Here is a 21,457-nt window from a genome sequence, read left to right on the forward strand (position 1 = left end):
GCTCGGCTAGCCTGCGGGGTATGCAGGCTGACAACATCGTCGGCGCGGGTGCCGCGCTCCTGGCGGCCGTACTACTCGGCGTCACGGCGAGTGGCTGCGCGGGCGCCGACGACGCCGCCCCGGCGCCGGTGACGACCACGAGCACATCGAGTGTGGCCGCAGCGAGTACACCGACGACCACCAGCACCCCAACCCTGCCGCCCCCGTACGTCGACCACGTGACGTGGGTCGAGACCGCGGTCGGCCCGAGCCTGCAGATCGTGCCGACCCCGGCCGGTCGGCGCACCGAGAACCCGACCGGCGACGACATCGCCTGGGCCGAGGTGCTGCGAATGGCGCCCGACGCCGACACCCCGGGTATGCGCGCGCAGTTCGACTGTCACTGGGATTTCGCGCGTCTCGTCGAGCCGGACAAACCGAGTTGGAACATCGAGCCGCAGCGACCGGTGGTCACCGACGACGTGATGATCCAGACTCGATGCAACCCCGGCTTCGCCGAAGAATAGCCCGCGCGTCGTGATGGTCCCGTCCCCGTTGACTGGGCAGGCGAGTGAGCTTTACCTCGTGACGAACTGCCGCCGATGGCCGGCCCAGCGGCACACCACGTAGATGACGAACGAGATCGTCGTGACGAACACCGACACCGGTAGCCCGGGAGCGAGCGACAGGATGAGCCCGCCGATCGCGGCCAGTTCGGCGAAGATCACCGACACGATCAGCACGGTCGTCGGATTGGCGGTCAAGCGTGCGGCCGCGGCTGCGGGGGTGATCATCAGCGACATCACCAGCAGCGCGCCGATGATCTGCACACCCTGCGCACATGCCAGACCCATCAACACCGCGAACACCACCGACAACGTGCGGATCGGCACGCCGGAGGCGGCCGCCAGCCTCGGGTCGAGCGAAGCGAACAGCAACGGCCGGTAGATGATCGCCATCCCGACGAGCACCACGACGGTGGTGATGGCGATGGCGGTCAACCCGCCGGTGCCCACGCTGACCACCTGTCCGGTGAGCATGGCGAAACCGGTTCGCGCGCTGCCGTAGAGCGCCAGGAACAGCACGGCGAGCCCGAGACCGAACGCCATCACCACGCCGATCACCGAATCCCGTTCGCGCGCACGGTTGCCGAGGAACCCGAAGACACCGGCCGCGATGACCGCGCCGATCACTCCGCCGATGTTGACGCTGATACCCAACAACAACGCGGCCGCGGCGCCGGTCACCGACAGCTCGCTGACCCCGTGCACGGCAAACGACATCTGTCGGGCCACGATCAGTGGGCCGAGGATGCCGCCGAGCAGGCCCAACAGCGCGATGGCCAGCAGTGACTGTTGGACGAAGTCACGACTGAGTAGGTCGGCGGTGGCGCTGAAATCCCAGAACTTGCTGAAGTCGATCTCCGCGGCCGCCAACGGTTGTGCGACGGTCATGTGCGCGGGTCTCGCTCTCCGTCGACCAAGGCCGACGCGTCGGCGGCTGCGGCGAAGGTGGCCGGATCGGCGGTCTCCTCGCAGTGATGGCCGTCCTCACCACCGATCACCACCAACCGGCCGTTGACCCGCAACACCTCGACGTCGCTGCCGTACAGGTTCGACAGCGTCGCGGTGGTCATCACCTCGTCGGGGGTGCCGATGCGGAACCGGCCGCCCACCAGGTACAGGACCCGGTCGACATAAGGCAGAATCGGGTTGATCTCGTGCGTGACGAACACGATCGCGGTGTTCGCCGAGCGCCGCCGTTCGTCGATGAGCTCCACCACCCGCTGTTGATTGGTGGGGTCCAGGCTCGACAACGGCTCGTCGCACAGCAGCAGCGTCGGGTTCGACGTCAGGCTCTGGGCGACCCGCAGGCGTTGCTGCTCTCCGCCGGAGAGCAGGCCCATCGGGGCGTCGGCGTACGCGGTGGCGCCGACCTCGGCCAGTGCGGCGTCGACGAGTCGACGTCGCCGCGCCCGCCCACGCAGCCCGACACCCCAACGCGCGCCGTCGACCCCGAATCCCACCAGGTCGCGGCCGCGCATCGCCATCGGGTCCGAGTCGTCGGCGTGCTGCTGCGGGATGTAGCCGATCGCATCGGTCACCTCGAGTCGCCCGGCGTCGAGCTGGTACTGGCCCAGCAGACACCGCAGGAACGACGTCTTGCCCGATCCGTTCGGGCCCAGCACCGCGACGAACTCGCCGGGCGAGATCGTCAGGTCCAGGTCGTCCCATAGCACCCGGGAGCCGAACGCCAGCCGCGCCGCGTCGAAGGTGGCGACCGGCGCGTGCGGGTCCGATTCCGCGGTCTGCGCTTGCCGATGATGCGGTGGGGCCATGCGGTCAGTGTGCGTCATGCGATCCGAGCGCGTTGCTCAAGTCCTCGATCTGAGCGGACTGCCACGCGATGTAGTCGGTGGTGCCGTCGGGCAGCGTCTCGGTGAACTCCACGACCGGCACATCGGAACGCTGCGCCACCGCCAGCACGGCCTCGGTCACCGAATCCACCGCCTGTGTGTTGTAGATCAGCGCATGCGCGGAGCCCGAGGTCAGCAGATCTTCCATCGCGGCGCGGTCGGCGGCCGACGGTGACTGGCCCTCCTCGACGGCCTGGGTGAAACCTGCGGGCGCCGAGTCGGTGAGGCCGGCCTCGGCGAGGAGATAGCCGGCCAGCGGTTCGGTCTGGGCGACCTCGGTGCCGTCGTGATCTGCCTTGATGGTCGCGAGTTGATCACGCAAGCCGTCGATCTCGGTGGTGAACTGCTCGGCGTTCGAGCGGAACTCGTCGGCGTTGGCCGGGTCGAGCTCGGCGAGCTGATCGCCCACCTGGGTTGCCACCTCGCCGACGACGGCGAGATCGTAGAAGACGTGCTCGTTGAGCGACGACTCGTCGTGGGAATGGTCCTCGTGGGACTCACCGGATTCTTCGGCCGCGTGTTCCTCGCCGGTGAGCAGTTCGAAGGCGTTCACGGTGGGCACGTCGCCACCGGCGACGGCATCTTCCATGTACTGGTCGTAGTGTCCGCCGTTGAGCACCACGAGGTCGGCGTCGGCGACGGTGGCGGTGTCGGCGGCCGACGGTTCGAACTCGTGCGGGTCACCCTCGTTGTTGGTGTACAGGGTGGTCACCGTCGCCTTGTCGCCGGCGACCGCCGAGGCGACCGACCCCCAGACGTTCGTCGAGGTCACGACGATTGGCCTGCCGTCTGACGATGCGTCGTCGCCGCTCGAGCATCCGGCCAGCACCAGGGTGCCGGCGCCGAGCAATGCGGCCGCAGTGGCCAGGGTTCGCCTCATCGTTCTCCGCCTCACGCAAATGACAATCGTTACCGAAAGAAGTGTAGGCGACGATTCGGCACCGCTGAAATCGGGTGGCGTGCTCGGCGGGAGTGGTCACCCGGGCGTCAACACCACCGGCACCACGAACCTGTGTAGCAGCGCCGCTTCGGCCTCGGCCGATTCGGCGGGACTGGTCAGCAACGAGACGATCACCCGTACCAGCCAGCGGGCACGCTCGTGCAAGTCGGATTCGGCGGTGTGCGGCGCGATCTCGGCGAGGAATTCGGTGGTGATGTGTTCGATCGCGGGGGAGACCAGCGCCAGCGACGTCGACCGGCCTGCGCTGTCGGGGACGAACCACGCCGACAGCGCCGGGTTGTCCCGCACCCCGCGCACCGCCGTCAGCACGGCGTTCACCAGCCGCGTCGCCGGGTCCGGCGCATCGTGGACGGCCTCGGCGACGGCGGTGCCGAGGCCGGTGGCTGCGCGGTCGACATAGGCGGCGAGCACCTCGGATTTACCCGGGTAGTAGCGGTACAGGGTCGCCCGCGAGCAGCCGACCGCGGAAGCCAATCCGCGCATCGTCACCGCCGACACGCCCTGCTCGACGAACAACTGCTCGGCGACGTCGAGGATGCGACCCGCGGCCAGCTCGGCGCGTTCGGGCGCCAACCAGGCCGCCCGCGTAGCCGTGTTCTCGCTCATCGGTCGATCCCGCAGGTGAACGGCACGTAGGTGGGTCGGCGCACGTAGTTGCCCTCGGCCCAGTCGATACCGTCGAGGTCGACGGTGAAGTTCGGGAATCGGGCCAGCAGTTCGGTCAGCGCCACCCGGGCCTGCATGCGAGCGGCTGCGGCGCCGAGGCAGTGATGGTTGCCGTGGCTGAACGTCAGGATCCGCCGAGGTTGGCGCGTGACGTCCAATATGTCGGCGTCGCCGCCGAACGCCAGCCGATCGCGGTTGGCCGACCCGTAACAGAGCAGCACCTTGCGGCCCGCCGGGATGGTGATCGGGCCGTCCGGGGTGTCGGGGTAGGTGACCGCGCGGGTGGTGGTGCGGGCCAGCCCTTGAACCGGCGAGGTGAGGCGCAACAGTTCGTCGACGGCGCCGCCAATCAGGTCCGGGTCGTCGACGAGACGTCGGCGCTGGTCGCGATGGCGTTCGAGTAGGGCGACACTGCCGCCGAGCATGCCGGTCGTCGTGTCGTTGCCGCCGGCGACCATGGTGAAGGTGAACGCCAGGATCGACACCAGCCCGTGTGCGGGATCGTCGGCGAGACCGGCGCGCACCAACTGCGACACCGTGTCGTCGGCCGGGTGCTGCTTGCGGAACTCCACGAGCTCGGTGAAGTACGCCGCCATCTCCATCGTCGCCGCCCCGGCCGACTCCGCCGCCGCGGCCATCCCGCCGACCTCCGAGGTCGCGCCGACGATGGCCTGCGTCCAGCCGTCGAAGCGGTCCCGGTCCTGTTCGGGCACCCCGAGATAATGCGCGACGACCATGCTCGGCAGCGGTTTGAACAGCTCGCCGACGATGTCGGCGGGGCCGTCGTCGGTGCGCAGCGCCTCGAGTCGTTCGACGACGAACTCGCGCACCGCCGGTTCCACCTCGGTCACCTGCCGCGGGGTGAATCCGCGCGCCACCAGTTTGCGGAATGCGGTGTGCGCGGGCGGGTCCTGCATCACCATCGGCGGATGGTCGGCCATCCCGATGGCATCGAGTTCGCCGTAGGTGACGGTCAACCCCTGCGCCGACGAGAAGGTCGTGGTGTCGTCGGCGGCGGCGAGCACGTCGGCGTGGCGGGTCAGCACCCAATAGTCGGCGGCCGGGTCGTCGGGGTGTTCGACGCGATGGACGGGCGCATGCTCGCGCAGCGCGGCATACATCGGATACGGGTCGGCCCATGTCGGTCCAGAACGCAGCGAGAACACGATGCGATCCGACACTTCCTTCTTCATGCGTCGATGGTGAGACACTCCGTCTAAAGTGTCAACCGGCGTGAGCTGGCTCCTCGGGAGGTCGCTGATTCGCCGGTCATTGTCTGATCGCACAACGCGAGGTGGCCGATTCGGCAATTTGCACGGTGATTGTGACCGGCCGCCCAGCCATTCTGACAACTGAGACCACGTACTCAGTCGTAGGAGGTAACACCATGTCATTGGAGGCCGGCGGCACAGTCGCCGCGGGGACGACCGAACAGTGGCGCGACCGCAAGCGCTATCTCTGGCTCTTGGGGCTCGTCGTCCCGTCCTTCACGTTCGTCGCGGTCGGCGGTTACGAACTGACCGGGTGGAGCATCTTCCTGTGGACCGGCCCGATCGTGGTGCTCGGTCTGGTGCCGTTGATCGACCTGCTCGTCGGCTTCGACACCTCCAATCCGCCCGATGAGGTGATCGAGCAACTCGAGAGCGACAAGTATTACCGGTGGGTCACGTACGCCTATCTGCCCATCCAATACCTCGGCTTCATCGTCTCGATGTACCTGATCGCGACACAGGGCTGGTCGGTGATCGACAACATCGGACTCGCGATGACGGTGGGGTTCGTCGGTGGCGTGGGTATCAACACCGCACACGAACTCGGCCACAAGAAGGAGAGCCACGAGCGGTGGTTCTCCAAGATCGCCTTGGCGCAGAGCTGCTACGGGCACTTCTACATCGAGCACAACCGGGGTCATCACGTGAACGTGTCGACACCCGACGATCCGGCGTCGTCCCGGATGGGCGAGAGCTTCTACCGGTTCTGGTTCCGCACGGTCACCGGGTCGGTGCGCAGCGCATGGCGGATCGAGGCGAAGCGCTACCGCCGCAAGAACACCCACCCGTTCCATCTCGGCAACGACGTCCTCAACGCCTGGTTGATGACCGTGGCCCTGTGGGGGCCGCTGGTGATCTGGCTCGGGCCGGGATTGCTGCCCTATCTGATCCTGCAGGCGGTGATCGGCTTCTCGCTGCTCGAGGCGGTGAACTACCTGGAGCACTACGGGATGCTGCGTCGGCAGACCGACAGCGGCCGGTACGAACGCGTGCTGCCGATGCACTCATGGAATTCCAACAACATCGCCACCAATGTCCTGCTCTATCACCTGCAGCGACACAGCGACCACCACGCGCATCCGACCCGTCGCTATCAGGTACTGCGCGATTATCGGGAGTCGCCGGCGCTGCCCACCGGGTATGCCGGGATGATCGTGCTGGCGCTGGTGCCGCCGCTGTGGCGGTGGGTCATGGACCGTCGGGTCGTCGAACACTGCGACGGCGATCTCCGGCGCGCAAACGTCGCACCGGGCCGCTACACCGCACTCGCCGAGCGGTTCCTCCTGCCGCGCAACGAAGCCGATGGCATCGACGCTCTTGCCGACGTCACCCGGCAGTCCGTCGGCGACCGGGTGGCCGCGGCTCGGTGTCCGGGCTGCGGTTACACCTACGACGTCGCCCGAGGCGATGAGGCCGAGGGTTTCACCGCCGGGACACCGTGGTCGGAGGTACCCGATGACTGGTGCTGCCCGGATTGCGGTGTGCGCGAGAAGGTCGACTTCGTCCAGGTGTCGGCCACGGGTTCACCCCCCGTCGGCTGACCCGTCGTCGAGGAAGGCCTCGTAATAGTCCAGCGCGAGGAGCAGATCGCCTGCTCGGGTGGCCAGTGGCCGGCCGAGCAGGCGCTCGGCCTGCTGAATCCGGTAGCGGACGGTGTTCTTGTGGACGCTCAGATTCCTCGCCACCGCATCGGCGTTCGCCGACGAGGTCAGCACCGTGCGCACCGTGTGGCGCAGGTGCGAGTGCCCCGGCTCTCCCAGGCCGCCCAGCATGTCCCGGCAGAACCGTTCTGCGGCAGGGTGATCCAGTGCCAACAAGGTGAGTGCGGTGACGTCGCCGTACCAGGTCACGGCCACGGTACGAGCGGGCGAGAGGGCCACCCGCTGTGCGGTGCGGGCATCCCTATGTGCGGAGATGAACCCCTCGACGCCGGCCGCCGGTCCGCCCACCGTGATCCGAACGGCGGTCGCATCGAGCGGCCCGGCCGGGAGTGTCACCTGGCCGGTACGTGTCGATATCCACGCCCACAGCTCGCGACCGCCGGGGCGGACGAAGGCCAACCGCGCCCCCGGCACGCTGCTCGCCAGGTCGGTGATCGCCGGCTCCAGGGTGTCGAGCGAGTCGGCGTTCATGGCGTGGGCGATCAGCGCGAGGTGGGTGACCCCGGTGATCGGGTGACCGCCCATCTGCGCAGAGAGTTCGGACTGGCCGACGGTGTCGCCCGCCAGCAACGCGGCCACCACCTCGTATCGCTGCGTATCCCCGCGACGCCGGATCCGATCGGTCTCGGCGGTGAACACCGCCACCGAGCGCTCCACCGAGGTGCTGAACCACCGGTTGGCCTTGGTCCAGAACCACACCAGCAGGGCCGCGTGGTCCAGGTCCGCCGAGGCGTCGCCCACCACCCCGACCGCGTAGTCCCAGGAAGCCTCCTGGGCGGCTTGATAGATCTTCAGCAAGACGGGGAGACCGAGGTGATGGCGCGCGATGTCGACGGCCAGATCATGCGCCGCCGGGACCAGGGCGTCGTCGGCCTCCACGTCGCTGGTGACTCCGTCGAGAAATGCGAGCCAATGCTGTTCGACGGCGTCGCGAACGAGAGCGTGTAGGTCTGCCGGGAGGTCGACGGCCGTGTGAACCGCCTGGGCCGTCGACGCCACCCACTCGGCGATCTCCCCCGGACCGCGTTGGGTGGACGCGAATTCCTCAAGCCAGCCGGTCAGGTCTGTCATCAGCCGAGTCTGCACGATCCTTGTGCTATTTCACATCGAACCGGCGAAATATCGGCCAGTTTCCCAATGAATGATGCCGTCGTTCAGGTCAGGATGACAGCAACGGGTTGGTGTCCCGGCCGCGCATGAAACGTCAGACAACCCATGAGACATCAGGAGGTACACGATGAGCGTCATTCACGTAGATCGCCCGGCCTGCGAGGGGATCGGGATGTGCGAGGCACAGGCCGACGACTACTTCCGGGTCGGCGACGACGGGTTCGTCGAGGTCGTGCAGTCCGATGTCGCGCCCACCGATCACGCCCACGTCGCCGCGGCGGTGGACTCGTGTCCCATGTCCGCGCTGCGTCTGGCGAAGTGAATCGTCGCCGATGACCGAGATCGAGTCCCGCGCATCGCGCCGACAGCGGCTGCTCATCGTCGGTGCCTCACTGGCCGGTGTGCGTGCGGCAGAAGGTGCGCGCTCCCACGGCTGGTCGGGGGAGATCACGATGGTGGGTGACGAGCCACACCTGCCCTACGATCGTCCGCCGTTGTCCAAACAGTTCCTCCAGGCGTGCTCCGGCGACGAGCCGCACCGACTCCGCAGCGATGAGGTGTGGGACTCGCTGAACGTCGACCTGCACACGGGCACCACGGCCGTGGGACTCGACGCCGTCAACCAGCGGGTGCACACCAGTGATGGGAGCATCGATTTCGATGCCGTGGTGATCGCGACCGGGGCGACCGCGCGGACGCTCGACCTCTTCGGCGGTGTCGACGGAGTCCATCAGCTCCGCACCCACGACGACGCGCTGCGTATCCGCGCCGCCCTGGGCACCGCCCGCCACCTGGTCGTGGTCGGCGGTGGCTTCATCGGTAGCGAGGTCGCCGCTGCAGCGTCGACGCGCGGCATCGACGTCACGCTGGTCAGTGCGTCCGACCGCCTGCTGGGTCGATCGGTGGGCCCGATGGCGGCTCAGATGCTGCTCGCTCTGCATCACGACGCCGGGGTGCACACCGTGTTGGGAGCCCGGCCGGTCGACATCGACGTCCGGGACGGGCGCCTTCGCGGCGTCACGCTCGATTCGGGGCGGCACCTGGCCGCCGATGCCGTCGTCGTGGGCGTCGGTGCCCGCCCGTCCTCCGACTGGATGGTCGGCAGCGGGATCGACATCGATCCGCACTCGCGGGCCATCCGGTGCGACCGATCGCTGGCCACCAACGTTGCGCAGGTCTGGGCGGCCGGGGACGTCGCGTCGGTGCCCGGGCAACCCGGCGGACACTGGACGGCGGCCATGGAGTCGGGCTTCATCGCCGGTGCCAACGTCGCCGGAGCCGGCAAAGAGTTCACGTCGGTTCCGTTCGCCTGGTCGAACTGGTTCGGGCACCGCATCCAGATCGTCGGTGACACCCGGTCGGCTCAGGAGCGTCGCGACGACGACGGTCTGGTCGTCTACGGTCACCGAGATCGCATCGTGGGTGCGGTGGGCGTCGACAGCCCCGGGGCCGTCGCCCGTGTGCGCCGCGAGATGGGTCGACGAGCCGAGCACGCCGCCCTGGCCACGTTCGAGGGCTGATCCCGCAGCGCCCCGGTCGCCGATGTCGAGCGTCAACCCAGGTGGCTGCGGGTCACACGAAGCCGAAACGATCGCTTCTCTACGATGGGGGGATGAGTAGCCCCCCGATGCCGCGGCGCGTCGCACTCATCTCCGTGCACACCTCCCCGCTGGCGCAGCCGGGAACCGGTGACGCAGGCGGAATGAACGTCTACGTCTGGCAGACGGCGACGCGGATGGCCCAGCGCGGTATCGAGGTGGAGATCTTCACGCGTGCCACCTCTTCGTCTGATGCGCCGCTGGTGTCCGCCGCGCCGGGGATCACCGTGCGCAATGTGGTCGCCGGCCCGTTCGAGGGGCTGGACAAACGCGATCTACCGGCACAGTTGTGTGCGTTCACCGCCGGCGTGCTGCGAGCCGAGGCCATGCACAAACCCGGCTACTACGACCTCATCCACTCCCACTATTGGCTGTCCGGGCAGGTCGGCTGGCTGGCGCGCGACCGATGGGGCGTCCCGCTGGTCCACACCGCGCACACCCTCGCCGCGGTCAAGAACGCGTCATTGGCCAAGGGGGACACCGCCGAACCGATGTTGCGGGTGATCGGCGAGCAGCAGGTCGTCGACGAGGCCGACCGCATGGTGGTCAACACCGACACCGAGGCCGCCGAACTCGTCTCGATGTACAACGCCGACCGCGACCGCATCGACGTGGTCCATCCCGGCGCCGATCTCGGCGTCTACGCGCCGGGGTCACGCGAGCGGGCCCGCGCCGAACTGGGCCTGCGCGACGACGAGACGATTCTGACCTTCGTCGGACGGATTCAGCCGCTCAAGGCGCCGGACGTCCTGCTCGCTGCCGCCGCGCCGATCATCGAGCGCGCGCGTCGGTCGAGTCGTCGGGTGCGGGTCCTCATCGTCGGCGGGCCGTCGGGCAGTGGCCTCGATCGTCCGACGGCACTGATGGATCTCGCCGACGATCTCGGTATCGGCGCCGAGGTGAGCTTCCTTCCGCCGCAACCGTCCCCGCGGCTCGCCCAGATCTATCGCGCCTCGGATCTGGTCGCGGTCCCGAGCTACTCGGAGAGTTTCGGTCTGGTCGCCGTGGAGGCACAGGCCTGTGGGACGCCGGTGGTGGCCGCCGATGTCGGTGGCCTGAACGTGGCCGTGGCCGACGGGCATTCGGGTCTGCTCGTCGACGGCCACGACGTCGAGGAATGGACCGCGGCCATCGAGGGACTGCTGGCCACCCCCGATCGGCTCGCCGCGATGCGTCGCAACGCCCGACCACACGCGGAGCAGTTCTCCTGGGAGCACACCGCCGACGACCTGCTGGCGTCCTACTCGGCCGCGATGGCATCCTTCGCCGCGCGCAATCCGGGGTCCATCGGTGCGGCCTCCGCACGGCGCGCGGCGCGTAGGTGGCGCCGCGTTCGACCGAAAGTTGCCGTAGGGCAATGAGTCTGGCAGCCCAGCAAGTCGGTTGATGAGCATAGGGGAGTGATCGTGTGAACCAGGCCGAGATCGTCGACCTACTCGGATCGACGTTGACCGAGCGAGATATCGAGTTCAGTCGCCGGGATGCCGGCGGCGCGCAGGCCGAGCATTTTGTCGTCGAACTGCCCGGCGAACGCAAGCTGACCACCACTGTTCTGCTCACCGCGGGGCCGCACGGGGTGCGCGTGGAGGCCTTCGTCTGCCGGCGGCCGGATGAGAATCATGAGCAGGTGTACCGCTACCTGCTGCGACGCAACCGGCGGCTCTACGGCGTCGCCTACACCATCGACAACACCGGCGACATCTATCTCGTCGGTCGGATCTCCGGCGATGCGCTGGGCGCCGACGAGATCGACCGCGTGCTGGGCCAGGTCCTCGAGGCCGCCGACGGGGACTTCAACACGTTGCTCGAGATCGGCTTCCTCACCTCCATTCAGCGGGAATGGGCGTGGCGGGTGTCGCGCGGGGAGTCGCTGCGCAACCTGCTCGCCTTCGAGCACCTCATCGACAAGGATTCGTTGCCCGAACCGGGAGAGCCACTGGCCGGCCGCTATGTGCCCGGCGAGACCACCGCGGCCGACGCGGCGGCGCAACGCTCCGGCGACCGGTTCGCCGACGACGAGGACTGAGCCCCCGGGGTGTGATGGTGGTCCGGATCACACCCGCGGATTCGCTCGTCGTAGAGTTGTTCGGTGTCGATCACCCGAACGCGTCGAATCGGGTGAATCGGGCAACGTTTCCACTGATGTGACAATGAATGTTGTTACGATTGCGGTCCGGTGTTCCCCAACGGAGGTGTCATGAGCTTCACGAGTCCTTTCCCCGATGTCGAGATCCCGAACCAGACGGTCTACGACTTCCTGTTCGGATCGATCAGCGACGACGACATGAATCGGGTCGCGCTGGTGGATCCGAAGTCGGGGGACGAGACGACGTATGCCCGGTTGATCGGCCAGATCCACGCGGCGGCCGGTGCGTTGCGGGCGAAGGGCATTGGCGTCGGCGACGTGGTGGGCATCTTGTCGCCCAACATCCCGGCGTTCGCGACGGTCTTCCACGGCATCCTGCGTGCGGGCGGCACGGCGACCACGATCAACGCGTTGTTCACCGCGCCGGAGATCGCCAAGCAGCTCACCGACTCCAAGGCCAAGATGCTCGTCACGATCTCGCCGCTGGCCGACCAGGCCAAGGCCGCGGCGAAGGAGGTGGGCATCTCCGACGAGAACCTGATCATCCTCGACGGTGCGGGGCTCAAGGAGACCGGGCATCCCAACGCCGTCGACCTGCTCGCGCCGAATCTGCCGGCCCCCGAGGTCACCATCGATCCGGCCACCCATGTGGCGGCGCTGCCGTACAGCTCCGGCACCACCGGTAACCCCAAGGGCGTGGCGCTGACGCACCGCAATCTGGTCGCCAATGTCGCGCAGATCAAACCGCTGCAGGGGATGACCGCCGACGACGTGGTGATCGCGGTGCTGCCGTTCTTTCACATCTACGGCATGACGGTGCTGCTCAACGCGGCGCTCTACAACCGTGGTCGGCTGGTCATCATGCCGAGGTTCGACCTCGTGGAGTTCCTGGAGAACATCCAGAACTTCAAGGTCACCACCGCCTACATCGCGCCTCCGGTGGCTGTCGCGTTGGCCAAGCACCCGATCGTCGACAGCTACGATCTGTCGTCGCTGACGGTGATGATGTCGGGCGCGGCGCCACTCGACGACGAACTCGGCAAGGCCGTCGCCAAGCGGCTCGACCTGCACATGCTGCAGGGCTACGGCATGAGCGAGCTCTCCCCGGTGAGTCACCTGATCCCCATCGACACGAAGGCGGTACTCGGCTACGACGAGCCGCCGCTCTCGTCGACCGGATGGGCGATCCCCAACACCGAGAACAAGATCGTCGACCCGGCGACCGGTGACGAGATCGGCCTGCCGACCGAAGGGCTCTCGGAGCCCGGCGAGCTGTGGGTCAAGGGGCCCAACGTGATGCTCGGCTACCTGGGCAACGAGCAGGCCACCGCCGACACCATCGACGCCGACGGGTACCTGCACACCGGCGACCTCGCACAGGTCGACCCGACCGGTTGTGTCTACATCGTCGACCGGCTCAAGGAGCTCATCAAGTACAAGGGCTACCAGGTGCCGCCCGCCGAGCTCGAGGCCCTGCTGCTGACGCACCCACAGATCGCCGACACCGCGGTCATCGGCGTCGTCGACGACGACGGTGAGGAGATTCCGAAGGCGTTCGTGGTCACCCAGGCCGGTGCGGAGCTGAGTGCCGACGAGGTGATCGAGTTCGTGGCCGCGAAGGTGGCCCCGCACAAGAAGGTTCGCGCCGTCGAGTTCATCGAGGCGATCCCCAAGTCGGCCTCGGGCAAGATCCTGCGGAAGGACCTACGCAAGTAGGCTTGCGCACCCAGCGTGCCCAGCACGGAGGTTGAGTGGGCGCTGTTTTTCGTTGAGTGGGCGCGGCGATCTGCCTAACGCGCGGTTCGACCCCAACTTCCGCGCCCACTCAACGAAAAACAGCGCCCACTCAACGCGAAAGGCTGTCAAACGCGACCCACTCGTAACTGTCAGCCCACATCCTCCAGGTGCGCCTCACCGACCGGGTGGCGGCGATGCCACCAGTAGGTCAGCGCCCACAGGATCACGCCGAGCAGCAGTAGCCAGCCGGCGATCACGTATTGCTCGTTGTCGGCGCGCGCGAACGGCAGGGTCAGTGCCCCCGACGTCACGGCGCCGAGGACGGCGAACACGACGTTGGTCTGGAAGTGTTTGTGTTCCACCTTGTCTCGCCGCAAGACCAGGACCGCGATGTTGACGACGGTGAACACGGCGAGCAGCAGCAGCGCGGTGGTGCCGCCGAGGAGGCCGACGACGTTGCTGTCGGGGTCGGCGCTGACGTAGACCAGCAGGCACAGCGCGATGACGGTGGTGAAGATGATGGCGGCGAACGGGGTGCGGCGGCCGGGGTGCACGTAGGACAGGAACCGGGGCAGCACGCCCTGTTTGGCCATGCCGTAGAGCAGCCGGCTGGCCATCATCATGTTGATCAGGGCCGTGTTGGCGACGGCGAACATCGAGATCCAGGGCAGCAGCTCGGTCATCGGGAAGTCGGGCGCCGCCGCCTCCACCACCTGAACGAGCGGGGTGTCGCTCTCGGCGAGGTCGCCGACCGGAACGATGGCGACCGCCGCGATCGCGATGAGCACGTAGACCACCGCGGTGATCCCCAACCCGGTCAGCATCACCTTGGGGAAGATGCGGGTCGGTTCCTTGCATTCCTCGGCCATGTTCACCGAGTCCTCGAAACCCACCAGGGCGAAGAACGCCAACGCGGTCGCCGCGGACACGGCGATGAAGGCATTCTTGTCGGCTGCGGTTTCGAACGCGATCACCGCATCCCAGTGTTCGGCATTGCCGCCGATGATGAACCAGTAGCCAATGAAGATCACCAACAGCAGGCCGGACAGTTCCACCAGGGTCAGGACGACATTGGTGCCGACGCCCTCCGCGACACCGCGGAAGTTGATGAACATCACCAGTAGTAGGAAGCCGATCGCGAAGAACAGCAGGGCGGGGTTCGTCGAGTCGGGTTCGTCACCTCCGCTGAATGCGGTCAACATGTTGGCGGCGAAGGCGCGCGAGGCCGTCGTCGCCGAGGTGATTCCTGAACACATCACCGTGAACAGCACGATGAAGGTCAGGAAGTGCACGCCGAAGGCCTTGTGCACATACAGTGCGGCACCGGCCGCCTGCGGATACTTGGTGACCAGCTCGAGATAGGAGAATGCGGTCAGCGTGGCCACGGCGAAGGCGATCAGGAACGGCAGCCACGCGGCGCCACCGACCTCGCCGGCCACCTGCCCGGTGAGGGCATACACACCGGTTCCGAGAATGTCGCCGATGATGAAGAGCAGCAGGAGCTTCCAGCCGAGGACGCGTTTGAGTTGGGGTTCTTGGGGTGTGGCGGCGCCGGTCGCGCCGGAATCCGCGCTGACGGTCATGAGTGTGAAGCTAGACCCGTTTGGTCGGGTTCGCGCGTTTTCGCCCTGTCGGTGACCGGATCGATGCCGGGGCGTGCTCGGGCACACTGGTCCGATGAGAGACGTGCGGACGATGATTCTGCTCGGTGCCCTGTTGGCCACCACCGGACTCACTGTGGTGCTCGGCGTCACCGATCCGGCGGAGCCGCAGTTTTATCCGACGCGATTCCTCGTCTGGAACCTCTTCTTGGCGTGGATTCCGATGGTTTTCGCCGTCGGGTTCGTCACGGTTCGTCGTCGCGGGTGGCTGATCCTCCTCGGTGTCGGCTGGCTGGCGTTCCTGCCGAACGCGCCCTACCTGGTCACCGACCTGGTTCACCTCGGTGATGGCGTCGACTTGTGGCGCCACGTGCTGCAATACGGGTTCGCCGCCTGGACCGGGATCATGCTCGGTGTGGTGTCGATGCTGCTTGTGCATCGGCGCGTGGAGCACGCCCACGGCCGGCTCGCGGGTTGGGCGGTTGTCACGGTCTCGGTGGCGTTGTGCGCCGTGGGAATCGTCATCGGCCGCTTTCAGCGATGGAACTCGTGGGATTTGGTGACCAGGCCTGATGCGGTGGTCGCGTCGACCCTGGAGTGGGTGCGGTCGCCCTTCGCGGAGGTGGCGTCTACTGGTGTGGCGGCGGCCGTGGCGGCCTTCTTCGGGCTCGCGTACGCGACCGTCTGGTCGCTGGGCTCGGCCGAGGATTTCGCGCGCCGGCCGAGCAGGTGACCAACGGGCGATTGTGCGAAACTCTTTCCCATGACCAACGGCACCTTGATCCTGATGCGGCACGGCGAGAGCGAATGGAACGCCTCCAACCAGTTCACCGGGTGGGTCGATGTGGCGCTCACCGAGAAGGGTGAGGCCGAAGCCGTTCGTGCCGGGGAGCTCCTCGTCGAGCACGACGTGCTGCCCGACATCCTCTACACCTCGCTGCTGCGTCGCGCGATCCAGACCGCGCAGATCGCTCTCGACAAGGCCGACCGGCACTGGATTCCGGTCACCCGCGACTGGCGGCTCAACGAGCGCCACTACGGCAAGCTACAGGGGCTCAACAAGGCCGAGATCAAGGAAGAGTTCGGCGACGAGCAGTTCATGCTGTGGCGCCGCAGCTACGACACCCCGCCGCCGCCGATCGACCCGGCCGCCGAATACAGCCAGACCGGCGATGCCCGCTACGCCGACCTTGCCGAAGTTCCGCTCACCGAATGCCTCAAGGACGTCGTGGAGCGAATGGTCCCGTACTTCACCGAGACCATCGCCGCCGACATCAAGGCCGGCAAGACGGTGCTGATCGCCGCCCACGGCAACTCGCTGCGCGCTCTGGTCAAATACCTCGACGACATCTCCGACGCCGATATCGCCGGGCTCAACATCCCCACCGGCAACCCGCTGCGCTACGACCTCGACGAGAATCTGAAGCCGCTGAACCCGGGTGGCACCTACCTCGACCCGGAGGCCGCGGCCGCCGGTGCCGCGGCGGTCGCCGCGCAAGGCCAGAAGTAGCGACGTCTGCGCTCGGCACCGCGGCCGCGGGCGGCCGCCCACCTGGTTCACCGGCGATGTGATCGTCTGCGCGGTCCGGACCGTCCCGGCGGCCAAATCGTCGCTGTAGTCAAATCGTCATGGTGGGAATCGTGTGACTCGCGCTACATTGGATGCCATGGCGAATGTCGGGAGTCTGACGATCAATCATTCCCCTGCTCAGGAGCGTTACGAGGCTGTCTTGAGTGCGGATACCAACGCAGCTGCGGCGGAATCCGGGGATTACGCCTCCGATGTGGACCAGGTGGTCGGCTATCTCGACTACGTCTCAGAGCCCTATCAGGTCGTGTTGACCCACACCGTGATCCACGAGCAATACAGCGGACACGGCTACGCGGGCGAACTGGTCCGGGTGGTGCTCGACGACATCCGGGACGCGGGTAAGCAGGTGGTCCCCGTCTGTTCCTACGTCCAGCGATTCATCAGTCAACACCCGGAGTACGCCGATATGGCGGTGCCGGTACCGCAGTGACCTGCGGCCCGACGCGAGGTTAGCCATGTCACCGCGACGGCGGGGTAGATAGTTCGAACGCCATATGAACAGCGTCGGAACAATCGCGATGGATGTGCAGTGTGCGTTCGCTGCGCCGTAAGCTGCCATTGTGACCGTTGCATTGCTCGTCGCGGCGATCGCCATCGCGCTTGTCTGTTTTGCCGGCGGAGCTCTTGTCGGACTCCGCACGCCTCGTCATGGTCGGGGGACCGGACCGCTTGCCAGGTGGAGGAAGTCCTCGACCGACGGTGAGCCGTCCGAAGAAACCGCGTCCACGACGACCGGACTCGTGTCGCGTCGGGTGATCACCGCAAACGCCCCACGCGAGGTTTCCGAAACCGCGGAACTGCGCGACTCCGATGTCAGCCTGACCACCGACGACGGGCGGATGACCAAAGCCGGTCTGCTCAGTCTGATCGTGCGGAACAGCGAACACGCGGTCGCCGTGGTGGACCGCTTCCGCGATGTCGTCCTGTTCAACCAGCAGGCCGTCGAACTCGGCGTCGTCCACGACCGTCTGCTCGCCGACGCGGTCTGGGATGCGGCCAAGGAGGTCCTGGACACCGCCGTCGAGGCCCGCTTCGAATTCGCGCCCGTGCAGTCCTCGTACGGATTCGTCTCCACCGGCCGCGCGACGGCCCGCCAGGTCGAATCGGTTCGCTGCCTGGTTCGACTGGTCGCCCACGACGACGAGAAGTACGCCGTGGTCTACGGCACCGACGACACCGAGCATCGTCGGGTGGAGGCGACGCGGCGCGACTTCGTCGCCAACGTGTCGCATGAGCTCAAGACTCCCGTCGGCGCCGTCGGCCTGCTCGCCGAGGCGTTGCTGGAATCCGCCGACGACCCGGAGTCGGTGCAACATTTCGGTCGTCGTGTGCTTACCGAGTCCGACCGGCTCGGCAACATGGTCAGCGAACTGATTGCGCTGTCCCGACTGCAGGGTGGCGAGACCCCGGAATTCACCACCGTCGACGTGGACGAGCTGGTGCGCGAGGCGGTGGACACTGCCGCCACCACCGCGGAGGCGGCCGGTATCACGCTGCGCGCCGACGACGAGACCGGCCTGTGCGTGCGCGGCGATCGGGTGCTGCTGCTGACCGCGATCAGCAATCTGGTGGTCAACGCGATCGCCTACTCACCGGCGAACACCACGGTGTCCATCAGTCGGCGACTCACCCCCATCGACGGCCGCCCGATGGTCGCGATCGCGGTCACCGACCGCGGCATCGGTATCGCCCCCGACGATCAGGAACGGGTCTTCGAACGGTTCTTCCGAGTGGACAAGGCCCGGTCACGACGGACCGGTGGCACCGGACTCGGGTTGGCCATCGTGAAGCATGTCGCCGCCAATCACGACGGTTCCATCGGGCTGTGGAGCAAGCCGGGTACCGGCTCCACGTTCACCTTGTGTATCCCGGAGGACCTGACCGCCAGCATCATCGACGCAGACCAACCGGATATTCAGAGCAACCAACGACAAGAGGACTTACATCGGTGACGCACGTAATGATCGTCGAGGACGAGGAATCGCTGGCTGATCCACTGGCCTTCCTCCTTCGTAAAGAGGGTTTCGAGGCGAGTGTCATCAACGATGGGGCACAAGCGCTCTCGGCGTTTGACCGGGTGAGCCCCGACATCGTCCTGCTGGACCTGATGCTGCCGGGGATGAGTGGCACCGAGATCTGCAAGACGTTGCGGGCGCGGTCGAGCGTCCCGGTGATCATGGTGACCGCCCGCGACAGTGAGATCGACAAGGTCGTCGGACTCGAACTGGGCGCCGACGACTACGTGACCAAGCCGTATTCGGCGCGCGAACTCATCGCCCGTATCCGCGCGGTGTTGCGCCGTGGCGGCGATGCCGGTGAAGAGGAACTCACCATCGGCGTCATCGAAGAGGGGCCGGTACGGATGGATGTGGAACGGCACACCGTCGCGGTCAACGGTGAGGCCGTGACGCTGCCGCTCAAGGAGTTCGATCTGCTCGAGTACCTGCTGCGCAACGCCGGGCGCGTGCTGACCCGCGGGCAGCTGATCGATCGCGTCTGGGGTGCCGACTACGTGGGCGACACCAAGACCCTCGACGTGCACGTCAAACGCCTACGATCCAAGATCGAACCCGACCCCAGCAACCCCAAACACCTCGTCACCGTGCGCGGTCTGGGGTACAAGTACGAGCCGTAAAGCAGCTGGACCTCGCGCTGGCAACGCCACCAGCACGGAGGGCGCCCACTCGACGCGAAAGGCGCGAAACGCAACCGCGTCCGCACCCTCACTCCTCGATGAGGTTGTACTTCTGATCCGAATCACGCCGGCTGGTGGCGGCGGCGGTCGCCGGGTGGACGGCGATGAGGCCCAGACCGTTTCGGCGGCGGCAGGCGGCGGCGAGGGCCTCGTACGCGGGCTCTCCGATGAGTTCGGTCAACTCCGGGGCGTAGGACTGCCACACCTGGGTGGCGCCGACATGGGCGTCGGGGGAGCCCGAGCAGTACCACTTGAGATCGTGGCCACCCTCACCCCAGCCGCGGCGGTCGTATTCGGTGATGGTGGTGCGCAGCACCTCGGTGCCGTCGGGACGTTCCACCCAGTCTTGTTCGCGGCGGATCGGCAGCTGCCAGCAGACGTCGGGTTTCACCGTCAACGGCTCCAGTCCCCGCTTCAGTGCCATCGAGTGCAGTGCGCATCCCTCGCCGCCGGCAAACCCGGGTCGGTTGAGAAAGATGCAGGCGCCCTTGTGCTTTCGGGTCTTGAGGGCCGGTTCGTCGTCGAGGTCGCTTTCCTCGAGGTAGCCGCGCGGACCGAGCGGATCCTTGCCGCTGCCCTTCTTGTAGAACTGCCAGTCGTCCTCGGTCAGCATCGCCATCGCCTTGGCCAGCTTCTTGCGGTCGTCCTTGTCGGAGAGATACGCGCCGTGACTGCAGCACCCGTCGGTCTCGCGGCCCTCGATGATCCCCTGGCAGGCCGGTGTGCCGAACACGCATGTCCAGTACGACAACAGCCACGTCAGGTCGGCCTTGATGACGTGTTCGGGATTGTCGGGGTCGGCGAATTCGTACCATTCGCGGGGGAAGTCGAGATCGACCTCGGGCGCGGGGGTGATGCGTGCGGGGGCCGCGGGACGCGAGGCTTCGGTGCGTGTCACAACTCAACGGTAACCGTCCCCGGCCGTCGCGGCCGGAATGGGCGCAGCACGCGATTTCGACCCGCGGGTCCCGCGCGCAACCGTCGAGGCAGTAGTCTTGAGGGCCGTGCGTCTAGGAGTGCTCGACGTGGGCAGCAACACCGTTCATCTGCTGGTGGTGGATGCCCATCGCGGTGGCCATCCCACCCCCATGAGTTCGACGAAGTCAGTCCTTCGGCTCGCCGAGCAGATCGACGACCGCGGGCGTCTCACCGACCGTGCGGCCACCAAACTCATCGAGTCGGTCGACGAGTTCACCCACATCGCATCGACGTCGGGCTGCGAGCAGATCATGGCGTTTGCGACGTCGGCGGTGCGCGACGCGAGCAACAGCGACGAGGTGCTGGCGGCGGTCGCCGACAAGACCGGCGTCGAGGTGACTGTGCTGTCGGGCCGCGACGAGGCGCGTCTGACCTCGTTGGCGGTGCGCCGCTGGTACGGCTGGAGCGCCGGCCGCATCCTGGCCCTCGACATCGGCGGCGGGTCGCTGGAGATGTCCAACGGGGTAGACGAGGAGCCCGAATCGGCGTTGTCGCTGCCACTCGGTGCCGGCCGCCTGACCCGGGAATGGCTGCCCGGTGATCCACCCGACCGACGCCGCGTCTCGGTGCTGCGCGACTGGCTCGACGCCGAGCTGCGTCCGGTGGCCAAGGAGCTGACCGGACCCGGTCGCCCCGACTTGGCCGTTGGTACGTCGAAGACTTTCCGCAGCCTGGCCCGGCTGACCGGCGCGGCGCCGTCGAGTGCGGGTCCGCGGGTCCAGCGCCAGCTCACCGCGAACGGGCTGCGCCAGCTCATCTCCTTCATCTCGCGGATGACCCGCGACGACCGCGCCGAACTCGAAGGTGTCAGCGCCGACCGGGCCGGACAGTTGGTGGCCGGAGCGCTCGTCGCGGAGGCGGCCATGCGGGCGATGTCAGTCGATACACTTGAGATCTGTCCGTGGGCTCTGCGTGAGGGGGTCATTCTGCGTCGGCTCGACTCCGAGCCGACTCAGGCGGCGGAGACCGTCGGCGCCGAGGTCGTGGGCGCCGCGAATGGCGGTCGCGGCCTCGGTTGATCGGCGTGCCGAACCACTGCCGGGACGAGCCGACCACATACTCACATGACGTCCCGCGGGCGCGGGCGAGGAACATCTCGAGGACGGA

General features: G+C 67.2%; 21 protein-coding genes. 13 read left to right on the top strand and 8 right to left on the bottom strand.

The features are described from left to right. Window positions 1-20: 20 nt before the first annotated feature. The gene (locus OSB52_RS02670; protein ID WP_266060056.1) at window positions 21-506 is read left to right on the top strand and encodes a DUF2599 domain-containing protein; all 486 of its coding nucleotides are present in this window, start codon (window positions 21-23) and stop codon (window positions 504-506) included. 51 nt (window positions 507-557) lie between these two features. Here OSB52_RS02670 and OSB52_RS02675 read toward each other — a convergent pair whose 3' ends face one another. The 5 genes from OSB52_RS02675 to OSB52_RS02695 all read right to left on the bottom strand — a co-directional run bounded on the left by OSB52_RS02675 (window position 558) and on the right by OSB52_RS02695 (window position 5,215). Then, the gene (locus tag OSB52_RS02675; RefSeq protein WP_266060058.1) at window positions 558-1,433 is read right to left on the bottom strand and encodes a metal ABC transporter permease; all 876 of its coding nucleotides are present in this window, start codon (window positions 1,431-1,433) and stop codon (window positions 558-560) included. After that, window positions 1,430-2,317, bottom strand: coding sequence for a metal ABC transporter ATP-binding protein (locus OSB52_RS02680; protein ID WP_235724134.1), 888 nt, complete (start codon window positions 2,315-2,317; stop codon window positions 1,430-1,432). Before OSB52_RS02680 ends, OSB52_RS02675 begins: the two co-directional genes overlap by 4 nt. 4 nt (window positions 2,318-2,321) lie before the next feature. Beyond that, window positions 2,322-3,275, bottom strand: a complete 954-nt coding sequence (locus tag OSB52_RS02685; RefSeq protein ID WP_235724133.1) for a metal ABC transporter solute-binding protein, Zn/Mn family — start codon at window positions 3,273-3,275, stop codon at window positions 2,322-2,324. Window positions 3,276-3,371: 96 nt separating this feature from the next. Continuing rightward, on the bottom strand, window positions 3,372-3,962 hold the full coding sequence (locus tag OSB52_RS02690; RefSeq protein WP_235724132.1) for a TetR/AcrR family transcriptional regulator: 591 nt from the start codon (window positions 3,960-3,962) through the stop codon (window positions 3,372-3,374). Then, on the bottom strand, window positions 3,959-5,215 hold the full coding sequence (locus OSB52_RS02695) for a cytochrome P450 (RefSeq protein ID WP_235724131.1): 1,257 nt from the start codon (window positions 5,213-5,215) through the stop codon (window positions 3,959-3,961). Before OSB52_RS02695 ends, OSB52_RS02690 begins: the two co-directional genes overlap by 4 nt. Window positions 5,216-5,409: 194 nt before the next feature. Between OSB52_RS02695 and OSB52_RS24770 the strand changes: the two genes are divergently transcribed. Next, window positions 5,410-6,834: a fatty acid desaturase gene (locus OSB52_RS24770; RefSeq protein ID WP_235724130.1), complete on the top strand. Its 1,425-nt coding sequence runs from the start codon at window positions 5,410-5,412 to the stop codon at window positions 6,832-6,834. Here OSB52_RS24770 and OSB52_RS02710 read toward each other — a convergent pair. Then, entirely contained in the window at window positions 6,817-8,025 is a 1,209-nt protein-coding gene (locus OSB52_RS02710) for a PucR family transcriptional regulator (protein WP_235724129.1), read from the bottom strand. The two genes, OSB52_RS24770 and OSB52_RS02710, sit on opposite strands and share 18 nt — an antisense overlap. A 166-nt stretch (window positions 8,026-8,191) precedes the next feature. On the opposite strand from OSB52_RS02710, the gene OSB52_RS02715 reads away from it, so the two are divergent. The 5 genes from OSB52_RS02715 (at window position 8,192) to OSB52_RS02735 (ending at window position 13,464) form a co-directional block, all read left to right on the top strand. Beyond that, a complete protein-coding gene (locus OSB52_RS02715) occupies window positions 8,192-8,386 on the top strand; it encodes a ferredoxin (protein WP_235724128.1) in 195 nt (64 codons plus the stop codon). A 10-nt stretch (window positions 8,387-8,396) separates the two neighbouring features. Then, on the top strand, window positions 8,397-9,584 hold the full coding sequence (locus tag OSB52_RS02720) for an NAD(P)/FAD-dependent oxidoreductase (protein WP_235724127.1): 1,188 nt from the start codon (window positions 8,397-8,399) through the stop codon (window positions 9,582-9,584). A gap of 92 nt (window positions 9,585-9,676) precedes the next feature. Further along, window positions 9,677-11,023, top strand: a complete 1,347-nt coding sequence (gene mshA / locus OSB52_RS02725) for a D-inositol-3-phosphate glycosyltransferase (RefSeq protein ID WP_235724126.1) — start codon at window positions 9,677-9,679, stop codon at window positions 11,021-11,023. Between the two features lie 47 nt (window positions 11,024-11,070). After that, window positions 11,071-11,688, top strand: coding sequence for a type III secretion system chaperone family protein (locus OSB52_RS02730; protein ID WP_266060060.1), 618 nt, complete (start codon window positions 11,071-11,073; stop codon window positions 11,686-11,688). 171 nt (window positions 11,689-11,859) lie between these two features. Next, window positions 11,860-13,464, top strand: coding sequence for a 4-coumarate--CoA ligase family protein (locus OSB52_RS02735; protein ID WP_266060061.1), 1,605 nt, complete (start codon window positions 11,860-11,862; stop codon window positions 13,462-13,464). A 170-nt stretch (window positions 13,465-13,634) separates the two neighbouring features. Here OSB52_RS02735 and OSB52_RS02740 read toward each other — a convergent pair whose 3' ends face one another. Beyond that, a complete protein-coding gene (locus OSB52_RS02740; RefSeq protein WP_235724123.1) occupies window positions 13,635-15,068 on the bottom strand; it encodes an APC family permease in 1,434 nt (477 codons plus the stop codon). 94 nt (window positions 15,069-15,162) lie between these two features. Between OSB52_RS02740 and OSB52_RS02745 the strand changes: the two genes are divergently transcribed. The 5 genes from OSB52_RS02745 to OSB52_RS02765 all read left to right on the top strand — a co-directional run bounded on the left by OSB52_RS02745 (window position 15,163) and on the right by OSB52_RS02765 (window position 19,312). Continuing rightward, window positions 15,163-15,819, top strand: coding sequence for a DUF1361 domain-containing protein (locus OSB52_RS02745; RefSeq protein ID WP_266060063.1), 657 nt, complete (start codon window positions 15,163-15,165; stop codon window positions 15,817-15,819). A gap of 30 nt (window positions 15,820-15,849) precedes the next feature. Continuing rightward, window positions 15,850-16,596, top strand: a complete 747-nt coding sequence (locus OSB52_RS02750) for a phosphoglyceromutase (RefSeq protein WP_235724121.1) — start codon at window positions 15,850-15,852, stop codon at window positions 16,594-16,596. A 157-nt stretch (window positions 16,597-16,753) separates the two neighbouring features. Continuing rightward, window positions 16,754-17,107 (top strand): GNAT family N-acetyltransferase, encoded by a 354-nt coding sequence (locus tag OSB52_RS02755; RefSeq protein WP_235724120.1) that lies wholly within the window; start codon window positions 16,754-16,756, stop codon window positions 17,105-17,107. Between the two features lie 130 nt (window positions 17,108-17,237). Beyond that, on the top strand, window positions 17,238-18,629 hold the full coding sequence (locus OSB52_RS02760) for a sensor histidine kinase (RefSeq protein WP_235724119.1): 1,392 nt from the start codon (window positions 17,238-17,240) through the stop codon (window positions 18,627-18,629). Further along, window positions 18,626-19,312, top strand: a complete 687-nt coding sequence (locus tag OSB52_RS02765; protein WP_235724118.1) for a winged helix-turn-helix domain-containing protein — start codon at window positions 18,626-18,628, stop codon at window positions 19,310-19,312. Before OSB52_RS02760 ends, OSB52_RS02765 begins: the two co-directional genes overlap by 4 nt. An 88-nt stretch (window positions 19,313-19,400) precedes the next feature. Here OSB52_RS02765 and OSB52_RS02770 read toward each other — a convergent pair whose 3' ends face one another. After that, the gene (locus OSB52_RS02770) at window positions 19,401-20,228 is read right to left on the bottom strand and encodes a DUF3109 family protein (RefSeq protein ID WP_235724164.1); all 828 of its coding nucleotides are present in this window, start codon (window positions 20,226-20,228) and stop codon (window positions 19,401-19,403) included. A 148-nt stretch (window positions 20,229-20,376) separates the two neighbouring features. On the opposite strand from OSB52_RS02770, the gene OSB52_RS02775 reads away from it, so the two are divergent. After that, window positions 20,377-21,369: a Ppx/GppA family phosphatase gene (locus OSB52_RS02775; protein WP_235724117.1), complete on the top strand. Its 993-nt coding sequence runs from the start codon at window positions 20,377-20,379 to the stop codon at window positions 21,367-21,369. The last annotated feature ends 88 nt before the right edge of the window (window positions 21,370-21,457 follow it).

The sequence above is a fragment of the Gordonia aquimaris genome (assembly GCF_026262595.1).
Taxonomy (GTDB): domain Bacteria; phylum Actinomycetota; class Actinomycetes; order Mycobacteriales; family Mycobacteriaceae; genus Gordonia; species Gordonia tangerina.